Source organism: Bradyrhizobium sp. STM 3843, from assembly GCF_000239815.1.
Classification (GTDB): Bacteria; Pseudomonadota; Alphaproteobacteria; order Rhizobiales; family Xanthobacteraceae; genus Bradyrhizobium.
Window position 1 is genome coordinate 19,264 of record NZ_CAFK01000185.1, and the last position, 10,201, is coordinate 29,464.

Sequence of the window (10,201 nt, forward strand, 5' to 3'; positions counted from 1 at the left end):
CTGATCTCGTTGACAGGCCCTTTCTCCTCCCGGTCCCCTTGTTAGAGCCAATCATTGGTATCAGCTTGATCCTGCGCAAGGCACTCCTTGGATCTCCCGCCAAACTCGTTCTCAACAACGTTGCAGTGCGGGAGAAGCGGCGATGACGGCAATTGGCTCTGTCCCTGGTTACATCCGATGGTTCAAGGATCTCCGCATCGAGGATGTGCCCCTGGTCGGCGGCAAGACCGCCTCGCTCGGTGAGCTCTATTCGGCGCTGGCGCCGCAGGGTGTCCGGGTACCCAACGGCTTTGCCCTGACGGCGGCGGCCTATCGCGACGCCTTGCGCGCAACCGGCGCCGACGAGAGCTTGCGCGCGCTGCTCGAGGGTCTCGACAAGCGCCGCATCGCCGATCTCGCCAAGCGCGCGGCGAAGGCGCGCGCGATCGTCTATGAGGCAACCGACCGCGCCGATCTGCGCAAACAGGTCAGCGAGGCCTATCGCCAGCTCGAGCAGGAATATGGCCGAAGCACAGCCGTCGCGGTGCGCAGCTCGGCGACGGCCGAAGACCTGCCCAATGCGAGCTTCGCCGGCCAGCATGACAGTTTCCTCAACATCCGCGGGCCGCGCGATCTGTTCGAAACCTGCCGGCGCTGCTTCGCCTCGCTGTTCACCGATCGCGCGATCTCCTATCGCATCGACAACGGCTTCGATCATTTCAAGGTGGCGCTCTCGGTCGCCGTCATGAAAATGGTGCGCTCCGATCTCGCCGCGAGCGGCGTCATGTTCACGCTCGACACCGAAAGTGGCTTCCGCGACGTCACCTTCATCACCGGCGCCTATGGACTTGGTGAGAACGTGGTGCAGGGCGCGGTCGATCCGGACGAGTTCTACGTGCACAAGCCGACCTTCAACGCCGGCTTCCGCGCCGTGCTGTCGCGTCGGCTCGGCGCCAAGGAAAAGCGCATGGTCTACGCCAAGACCGCAAGCAAGAAGACCGGCGCGAAGGCGCATGGCGCGACCACGCGCAACGTCATTACCACTCCGGCCGAGCGCAATGCGTTCTGCATCACCGATGCGGACGTGCTCGAGCTCGCGCAAGCCGCCGTCGTCGTTGAAAATCACTATTCGCAGAAGGCGGGCCGGCCGACGCCGATGGATATCGAATGGGCGAAGGACGGCAGTGACGGCGCGCTCTACATCATCCAGGCCCGGCCCGAGACGGTGGCCTCGCGGCGTACGCCGGAGGCGCTGGAAACCTATGCGCTCAAACAGCCGGGCAAGGCGATCGCGACCGGACGCGCCGTTGGCGAGAAGATCGCCGCCGGCAAGATCCGCCTGATCAGGAGCGAGCGCGATCTGCGCGCCTTCCGTCCCGGCGAGGTGCTGGTCGCGACCTCGACCAGCCCGGACTGGGAGCCGGTGATGAAGACCGCGGCCGCAATCGTCACCGATCATGGCGGCCGCACCTGCCATGCCGCGATCATTGCCCGCGAGCTTGGGGTGCCCGCCGTCGTCGGTACCGAGACGTTCACCAAGACCGCAAAGACCGGCATGACCGTGACGGTCTGCTGCGCCGAGGGTGAGGTCGGCCACGTTTATGAGGGCGCCCTGCCCTTCGAGGTGAGCAAGATCGCCATCGACACGCTGCTTAAGCCGCGCACCGAGATCATGGTCAATCTCGGCAATCCCGAGGTTGCGTTCAGGACCGCGATGATGCCGAATGCGGGAGTCGGCCTGGCGCGGATGGAGTTCATCATCAGCCAGCACATCGGCATCCATCCGATGGCACTGGCCGCGCCTGAGAAGGTGAAGTCGGCAAAGGTGCGCAAGGCCATCCAGAATCTCACGGCGCGCTACAAGGCCCCGGCGGACTTCTTCGTCGAGCGCCTCTCGGAAGGCGTCGGCACCATCGCGGCGGCGTTCTTCCCTCATCCGGTGATCGTGCGGCTGTCCGACTTCAAGACCAACGAATATGCGAGCTTCAAGACCAACGAATATGCGAGCCTCGTCGCCGGCGATGATTTCGAGCCGAGGGAAGAGAACCCGATGCTCGGCTTCCGCGGCGCTGCGCGCTACGCGCATCCGGCCTATGCTGCTGGCTTCGCGCTCGAATGCGCGGCCTTGCGGCATGTGCGCGACGTCATGGGCCTCACCAATCTCAAGATCATGATTCCGTTCTGCCGCCGCGTCGAGGAGGCGCGCAAGGTGATCGAGACCATGGCGAGCCATGGGCTCACGCGCGGCGACAGCGGGCTCGAGATCTTCATGATGTGCGAGATCCCGAACAATGTGATCCTGATCGATCAGTTCGCCAAGCTGTTCGACGGCTTCTCGATCGGCTCCAACGACCTGACCCAGCTGACGCTCGGCGTCGACCGCGATTCCGACATCGTCGCCTTCGATTTCGACGAGCGCGATCCCGGCATGCTGAAGATGCTGACGCTGGCGGTCGAGGGCGCCAAGCGCAATCGCCGCCATGTCGGCATCTGCGGCGAGGCCCCCGCGAACTATCCGGAGATCGCGCGCTTCCTGACCGAGCTCGGCATCGACTCCATCAGCGTCAATCCGGCCAGCGTTGTGCGCACGATGGAGATCGTGCGCGAGGCGGAGCGTGAGCTGGCGGCGGGCGCGCCGAAGGCGCTGGCGAGCTGATTCACTATCAGTCGCGCGCACCCGCGACGTCATTGCATGCGCTGGTCGATGTAAGCCCGGCGCGATGCATTACGACGAATTAATTGCGCGGACAGGATGAATTAATTTGCCCGACAGGACCCGGTAATCCCGTCGTTGTACTTCGAGAGCGGGGCAGTTGAGCTTTCGCATTTCGGAGATACGAGGATGACAGATACCAATCAACCACCCCGCCGCAGGCCGTTGGCCAGGCGCCGGCTCGCTTTGCTCGGCTCGGTCGCCGTCATCGGCGCGGGCGTGATCCTGGCCGGCCCGCTGGCCGGACAAATGTCCACGAGCGCCTTCGCGGCAACGCCAACAGCGCAATCTGAGCAGGGACCGCGCGGCTTTGCCGACCTCGTCAGCAAGGTCAAGCCTGCGGTGATCTCGGTGCGTGTCCGCATCGACGGAGCGTCCGAGGCCAACATGCTCAGCCGCGATGGCGAAGATCCCGGCGTGCAGCCCTTCATGAATGGCTCGCCGTTCGAGAAATTCTTCCGGCAATATGGCGACAACGACGGCCCGCAGCCGCGCCAGCATCAAATGATCACCGGCCTCGGTTCGGGCTTCTTCATCTCTGCCGACGGTTACGCGGTCACCAACAATCACGTCGTCGATCACGCCAAGTCGGTCGAAGTCACCACCGATGACGGCCAGACCTATACCGCCAAGGTGATCGGCACCGATCCGAAGACCGACCTCGCGCTGATCAAGGTCGAGGGCAACCACACCTTCGCCCATGTCGATTTCGAGACTCAGATGCCGCGCATCGGCGATTGGGTCGTCGCGGTCGGCAACCCCTACGGCCTCGGTGGCACCGTCACCGCCGGCATCGTCTCGGCTGAGGGCCGCGACATCGGCAACGGCCCCTATGACGACTACATCCAGATCGACGCGCCCATCAACAAGGGTAACTCCGGCGGCCCGACCTTCGACGTCAACGGCAACGTGGTGGGCGTCAACACCGCGATCTACTCGCCCTCGGGTGGTTCGGTCGGCATCGGCTTCGACATTCCCGCCGCCACCGCGAAGCAGGTCATCGCGCAGCTCAAGGATCACGGCGCCGTCACGCGCGCCTGGCTTGGCGTGCAGGTGCAGCCGGTCACCGGCGGCATCGCCGAAAGCCTCGGCATGAAGAATTCCGCAGGTGCCCTGGTCGACGAGGCCAAGCCGGATACGCCGGCCGCACAGGCGGGCATTCAGGCCGGTGACGTGATCACCGCCGTCAACGGCAATGCGATCAAGGACTCGCGCTCACTGGCACGCGAAATCTCCGGCATGAGCCCCGGCAGCAGCGTCAAGCTCGACATCCTGCGCAAGGGCGAGGCGAAGACCATCAACGTGACCTTGGCGACGATGCCCGGCGAGCAGAAGCAGGCCAACGCCGGCGAGCATGACAACGGCGCGGTGCCCGGCGTGCCGCATCTCGGACTGTCGGTTGCGCCTGCGGATCAGGTCGCCGGCGCCGGCAGCAAGGGCGTCGTGATCACGGCCGTCGATCCCGACGGTCCCGGCGCCGAGCACGGGCTGAAATCCGGCGATGTCATCCTCGATGTCGGCGGCAAGAGCGTCGGCAGCGTCTCCGATCTGCGCAACGCATTGTCGGCGGCGAAATCCGATGGCAAGCACGACGTGCTGATCCGGGTCAAGACCGCCGACAACACCCACTTCGTCGCGGTGCCGATCGGCTGATCGGCCCGAGGTACACACACACTTGCGAGCCCGCCGTGGCGCTTCGTCGAGGCTGCGGCGGGCTTGGCGTTGGTCACCTCGCCTCTTCGAAGCCCGCGAGCACCGCGGTGAGGTTCTGGCCGAGGATATCTGAGAGATAGCCGCCCTCCTGCACGAACACGGTCGGCAGGCCAAGACGCGCGATCGCAGCACCGATGCGTTTGAAGCCCGCTGTGGTCACTGCAAGCCCCGCGAGGGGATCGTGCTCGGAGGCATCGAGCCCGAGCGCCACCACCAGCGCACCCGGCGCGAAGGCGCGGATGGTCTTTGCAGCCGTCTCCAGCGCGTTCATGTAGCCATCGTCGCCGGTCTTCATCGGCAGCGGAATGTTGAGATTGGCGCCGAGACCTGCGCCCGCGCCGCGCTCATGCGCATAGCCCCACACGAACGGATAGTAGGAGACCGGATCGGCGTGGATCGACACCGTCAGCACGTCGCCCCGCTCGTAGAAGATGCCCTGCGTGCCATTGCCGTGATGCACGTCGACATCGAGGATCGCGACGCGCTCATGCGTGAGGCGGAGATGCGCGGCCGCAATGGCGCTGTTGTTCATGAAGCAGAAGCCGGAGGCAATGTCGCGATAGGCGTGATGACCGGGAGGACGGCACAGCGCATAGGTCGCATCCTCGCCGTCCATCACCAGCTGCGCCGCGGTGGTCGCGATATCGGTCGCGGCGCAGGCACCGGCCCAGGTGCCGGGGCCGATCGGCGCCGACGTATCCGTCGTGTGCCAGCCGAGCCGGCCGACGATATGCGTCGGATAGGTGCCGGCGTTGCGCACCGGATGGATGTTCGGGATCATCTCGGACCCGGAATCGCCGAGCGCGGCCCAGGCCTCCCAGGCCTCGGCGAGGAAGCTGAGATATTCGGGACTGTGGACACGCGCCCGGGGGCCCTGGCCGAAATTGATCGGCGCCACCACGCGGTGATTGCCGGCCTTCAGGCCCGCCAGCAGACGGTCCGCACGTTCGGGCTGTTCGGTGGTGCGCTTGACCACGCCACGCACGAGATAGAACTGCGGATCGTGGCTGCGATGCAGCTCGCTGTAGACGGCCTTCACGTGATGCTGCTCCGGTTCGAGGACAGCCGAATTGTGCATGAGCGAACCGACAGCACAAGCGCAGACCGCTCAATCCTCTGCCGCAGCCGGTGCGGGGACTTCCACCCGGCGGAACAGCCGCCTCATCCTCCGCTGCATCCGACTAACTCCTATGCGCCGGCTGTCGACAGTTTGAGCTTGCCCGTCCGGCCCCGCTGAACGAAAGTTCGCCCAAACCGCGGAAGGACCAGCCAGATGATGACCACGCATGTGAAGCCCGACACTCTGACGGATGCGAACAAGCAGGCGCGGGCCGATCTCGCCGCCGCCTACCGGCTGATTCACCGGCTCGGCATGGACGACAGCATCTACACCCACATCTCGGTACGGCTGCCCGGCACCCATGATCGCTTCCTGATCAATCCCTATGGCATGCGCTTCGAGGAGGTGACGGCGTCGAACCTCGTCACGGTCGACATCGAGGGCAACGTGACCGACGATCCGCTCGGGCTCGGCATCAACCCGGCCGGCTTCACCATTCACAGCGCCATCCACATGGCGCGGCCGGATGTGGCCTGCGTGCTGCACACGCATACGGTCGCGGGCGTCGCCGTCTCCTCGCTGAAGTGCGGGCTATTGCCGCTCAATCAATGGTCGCTGCAGTTCGCCGGCCGCGTCGCCTATCACGACTTCGAAGGCATCGCGCTCGACCTCGACGAGCGGTCGCGGCTGATCAAGGACCTCGGCGACAAGAACGTGCTGGTGCTGCGCAACCACGGCCTGTTGACCTGCGGCCGCTCGGTCGCGGAAGCCTTCAAGCTGATGCACAACCTCGAGCGCTCCTGCAAGGCGCAGCTCGCGATCCAGGCGTCAGGCGCCGAGATCAACACCGTCTCCGACAACATCGCCCGCCACACTGCCGAGCAATACGCGAAATTCTCTGACCGGATCGAAACCGAAGGCCGCCCCGACAGCGAGTGGGCCGCCTTCAAGCGCATGCTGGACAAGTCCGATCCGGATTATGCGAACTAGCGTACGTTATGCAGCAAGATTTCGCCGCAGCTCACAGGGAGAGCTTACTGCGCACCGCTTGCGGTAAGGCTATCGCATATAAACGAAAATGCTGTGGGCCGTCTTACCTGCGGCCATCCTTCGAGACGCCCGCCTCCGGCGGGCTCCTCAGGATGAGGGCCTGTGTCGCGGAGAAAGAGTAAGACCCTCATGGTGAGGGCGCGGCAAAGCCGCGCGTCTCGAACCATGAGGCCCCAATGTCATTCGTCGTACGCGATCACTCTGCCGCAAGCGGGAAGGGGTAAAAGCGCTCCACCACTACGTGAGAGGGAGCGCACGGCGGCAGCGCTCAGATCACGTGCAGGCGGCGTAGCTTCTGCACCTCTTCGACCACCTCTTCCAGGCCGCCCTTGTCATAGACCATCATCAGCCGCTCCGGGCTGAGATAGGACAGGACGACGTTGCGGAAGAAGTTGTTGTAGCGCGACACGTCCGAGGCATCGTAGCCGAACTGCGGCGCGATCTGCTGCAGGATGACCTGCACCTGCGTCACGGCAGGAATCGAGTTGACGAAATCAGCATCCGACAGATTGTGGATCTGATACTCGACCAGCACGTTGCCTTGTCCGGCGGCGGGCAGGTTGACGCCGGCACCGAGCGCTGCGAGCGGCGGCAGGCGCAGATGGCCGCTGCCGTCGACCACCAGATAGCCCTTCGCCACCGGATCGATCTGCGCGATGATGGCGGCCGCGCGCAGCCAGTTCACCACCTTGAACTCGTTGCCGAGCGTCGGCGCCGAATGGGCCGAGGCCTGCGTGATCACGAACAGCGGCGGCAGGCCCCGCGCCATGGTCTCGGCGATGCTGATGATGTGATGGCCGCCGGTGCGTGAATCGCCCGCTGCGCCATAATTGTCAGTGGTGCCGGCGCCACCGAAATTGAGCTCGGCGAATTCGGTGCCGTCACCGTTCCACTGGAACACCATCATCTTCGCCCAGTCGTGCCAGATCGGCGCGGCCAGGACCACGTCCTGATTGATCCTGACGTCACCATGCCGCTGCGCGCCGCGGGTCACGGGCAGACGATGCTCGCCGAGGCTGCCATATTCGCCGCGATAGATGTCGGCGAAATTGATCGAGCTCTGGTCGTTGAAGGATTCATGCACGGCCAATCCGCCGGGATAGGAATGGTGGCCGCCGAAATTGCTGCCGGGCGTGGCGCCGAAGGTCAGCGGCAGGTTCGGGCAGGAGCTGCCGTCATGCACGACCGGCGGGAAGATGCCGGCCTTCAGACCGCCGGTGATCGATGCGGCATCAGCGGGGTTGACCAGGTTCTGTGCGATCAGGGCGTTGATGATCTGGGTTTTGACGGCGTCATTCACATTGGCGCGGTGACGGATGCAGGTGTTCGGATTCAGGAAGGAATCGAGCGTCTGGCTGCGCAGCTGCGCGTCCTCGATCTGCTCGGCGTTCTCCTTCAACAGATCGATCGCAGAGCGGACCAGCGGCGAGCCGGCGCCGATCTGTTGCGCGCGCGTATTACCCGCGCCGACCTGGGTCTGGTCGGCCGCGTCGGCCGATACCGCCGTCAGCATGACGGCGCAAAAGATCATTGCTCCCTGACGAATCATGGCAGCTCCATTGAAGATTTTTGATGAATTGAAGAGGCAAACGAATGCGTTGCGGGCAGCAGCGCCGCCCGCGCGGCAGGCGAACGTTAGCGGCCTTTAATGTCCGCGGCGTGAAGCTTCGGTGTCAGTTGGATCGCGCCATGCGGACCTAGTATCGCGCTGGCTCGATCGGGAGTGACGGCCGGGTCGTTCAAAACGACCGCCGCTCCTGTCCCCGCGCCCCGCCTTCCGCGCAGGTTCATCGGCGGTTTCGGGCGACGATCGATACAAAATCGGCATCGATCGATACAGGCTTCGGCTTGGACCCACTGGCTCCGTCTGTCTAGACATTCCACAGAGGAAAAATTCAGGGAGGTCTTGCGCATGAGCGCAATTGTGTCCGTGGCCGAGGCGCGACGATCGCGGGTCAGGCTTTTCATCGTGACCATGTTGTTCCTGGTCACGACCGTCAATTACGCCGACCGCGCGACGCTCTCGATCGCGGCTCCGGCTCTCTCCAAGGAACTCGGCCTGGATCCGATCGCGATGGGCTACGTGCTCTCGGCGTTCGGCTGGTCCTATGTGATCGCGCAGGTGCCCGGCGGCTGGCTGCTCGACCGTTTCGGCTCGCGCTGGGTCTATGCGGTGAGCATCCTGACCTGGTCGCTGTTCACGATGATGCAGGGCTGGATCGGTTTCGTCACCGGCGGCGTCGCCGTTGCGACGCTGTTTGCGCTGCGCTTCCTGGTTGGTTTCGCCGAGGCGCCGTCCTTCCCGGCCAATGCGCGGATCGTCGCAGCCTGGTTTCCCAGCAACGAGCGCGGCACGGCATCCGCCTTCTTCAACTCCGGCCAGTATTTCGCCACCGTGATCTTCGCCCCGCTGATGGGCTGGATCGCGCATGAGTTCGGCTGGCGCCATGTGTTCACGGTCATGGGCGCGCTCGGGCTGGTCATGGGCGCGATCTGGATCAAGACCATGTACGGCCCGAAGGAGCACCCGGCGATCAACGAGGCCGAGCTCGACTATATCCGCCAGGGCGGCGCGCTGGTCGATCTCGACGGCGTGCAGGAGACCAAGGCGGCATCGAGCGGTCCCGGCTGGTCGCATATCCGTCAGCTGCTGTCGAACCGGATGATGCTCGGCGTCTATATCGGCCAGTATTGCATCAACACCCTGACCTATTTCTTTCTGACCTGGTTTCCGATCTACCTGGTCCAACAGCGCGGGCTGACGATCCTGAAGGCGGGCTTCGTTGCCACCCTGCCCGCGCTGTGCGGCTTCATCGGCGGCGTGCTCGGCGGCTTCATCTCCGATGCCATCCTGCGCAAGACCGGCTCGCTCACGCTGGCCCGCAAGATCCCGATCGTCGGCGGCATGCTGCTGTCGATGGCGATTATCGGCTGCAACTATGTCGACGGCGAGGCCCTGGTGGTCGGCCTGATGGCAGTCGCCTTCTTCGGCAAGGGCATCGGCGCGCTCGGCTGGGCGGTCGTGTCCGACACCTCGCCGAAAGAGGCCGGCGGCGTCTCCGGCGGCCTGTTCAACACCTTCGGCAACCTCTCGAGCATCACCACCCCGATCGTGATCGGCTATATCCTGGCCGCCACCGGCTCCTTCAACGGCGCCCTGGTGTTCGTCGGCCTCAACGCGCTGGTCGCGGCGGTGTCGTACCTCTTCATCGTCGGCCGTATCGAACGGGTGCAATTGCGAGCCTCCTGAGCACCACGCGTGGTGCCTCACCTTGACGGCGGCTTCGGCCGCCGTTTTTTTTCGGCTCGTCGTGTCGATGATCTCGCCGCGATCACGGTCCGCTCCCCTCCCCCGCAGGGGGGAGGGGAGTCTCCGCCGTCGCGGTCGAATTTCGGAAAAAAATAATTTACTTGCGCTTTTTCCGAAATCATGATTGTATCCGCTTATCCCGCCTCACCGCAGAGGGGCGTTGCGCGCGATCGTCACGACACGCGAGGGGGGACGCGATGGCCGCTGTCATGCCGCAGCGCGTCTTGCGACGCGTGGACGAACGGCAGGCGCGGACGTGAAATCGCAGCGTCCTGACACCCCGACGCTGGTGTCCTCGCGCTGATGCGTCAGCATCATGCGCGACATGGTGGCCAAAAAGCCCGGCGCACCAGGGAGACTGCGTATAAGCGTGAAG

At 64.6% G+C, this 10,201-nt stretch carries 6 protein-coding genes; 4 read left to right on the top strand and 2 right to left on the bottom strand.

The annotated features are described in order from the left end of the window. The first annotated feature begins 142 nt into the window (after window positions 1–142). Together ppsA and BRAS3843_RS19435 are read left to right on the top strand one after the other, a co-directional pair. On the top strand, window positions 143–2,635 hold the full coding sequence (ppsA, locus tag BRAS3843_RS19430) for a phosphoenolpyruvate synthase (protein WP_008970710.1): 2,493 nt from the start codon (window positions 143–145) through the stop codon (window positions 2,633–2,635). 186 nt (window positions 2,636–2,821) lie between these two features. Beyond that, window positions 2,822–4,345 (top strand): Do family serine endopeptidase, encoded by a 1,524-nt coding sequence (locus BRAS3843_RS19435; RefSeq protein ID WP_008970711.1) that lies wholly within the window; start codon window positions 2,822–2,824, stop codon window positions 4,343–4,345. Between the two features lie 73 nt (window positions 4,346–4,418). On the opposite strand, the gene BRAS3843_RS19440 is transcribed toward BRAS3843_RS19435, so the two are convergent. Then, the gene (locus BRAS3843_RS19440; RefSeq protein ID WP_008970712.1) at window positions 4,419–5,444 is read right to left on the bottom strand and encodes a histone deacetylase family protein; all 1,026 of its coding nucleotides are present in this window, start codon (window positions 5,442–5,444) and stop codon (window positions 4,419–4,421) included. A gap of 234 nt (window positions 5,445–5,678) precedes the next feature. On the opposite strand from BRAS3843_RS19440, the gene BRAS3843_RS19445 reads away from it, so the two are divergent. Beyond that, entirely contained in the window at window positions 5,679–6,455 is a 777-nt protein-coding gene (locus BRAS3843_RS19445) for a class II aldolase/adducin family protein (protein WP_008970713.1), read from the top strand. A gap of 328 nt (window positions 6,456–6,783) precedes the next feature. Here the strand turns inward: BRAS3843_RS19445 and BRAS3843_RS19450 are convergent, their stop codons facing one another. Then, complete coding sequence (locus tag BRAS3843_RS19450; RefSeq protein ID WP_008970714.1) at window positions 6,784–8,064, bottom strand: hypothetical protein; 1,281 nt, start codon at window positions 8,062–8,064, stop codon at window positions 6,784–6,786. Between the two features lie 363 nt (window positions 8,065–8,427). Between BRAS3843_RS19450 and BRAS3843_RS19455 the strand changes: the two genes are divergently transcribed. Then, complete coding sequence (locus BRAS3843_RS19455) at window positions 8,428–9,765, top strand: MFS transporter (protein WP_035982206.1); 1,338 nt, start codon at window positions 8,428–8,430, stop codon at window positions 9,763–9,765. Window positions 9,766–10,201 lie beyond the last annotated feature (436 nt).

Excerpts from the sequence above, each read along its gene's own strand:
- BRAS3843_RS19445 (WP_008970713.1), top strand. The coding sequence starts at position 5,679 with ATGATGACCACGCATGTGAAGCCCGACACTCTGACGGATGCGAACAAG.
- ppsA (WP_008970710.1), top strand. The coding sequence starts at position 143 with ATGACGGCAATTGGCTCTGTCCCTGGTTACATCCGATGGTTCAAGGAT.
- BRAS3843_RS19455 (WP_035982206.1), top strand. The coding sequence starts at position 8,428 with ATGAGCGCAATTGTGTCCGTGGCCGAGGCGCGACGATCGCGGGTCAGG.
- BRAS3843_RS19450 (WP_008970714.1), bottom strand. The coding sequence starts at position 8,064 with ATGATTCGTCAGGGAGCAATGATCTTTTGCGCCGTCATGCTGACGGCG.
- BRAS3843_RS19435 (WP_008970711.1), top strand. The coding sequence starts at position 2,822 with ATGACAGATACCAATCAACCACCCCGCCGCAGGCCGTTGGCCAGGCGC.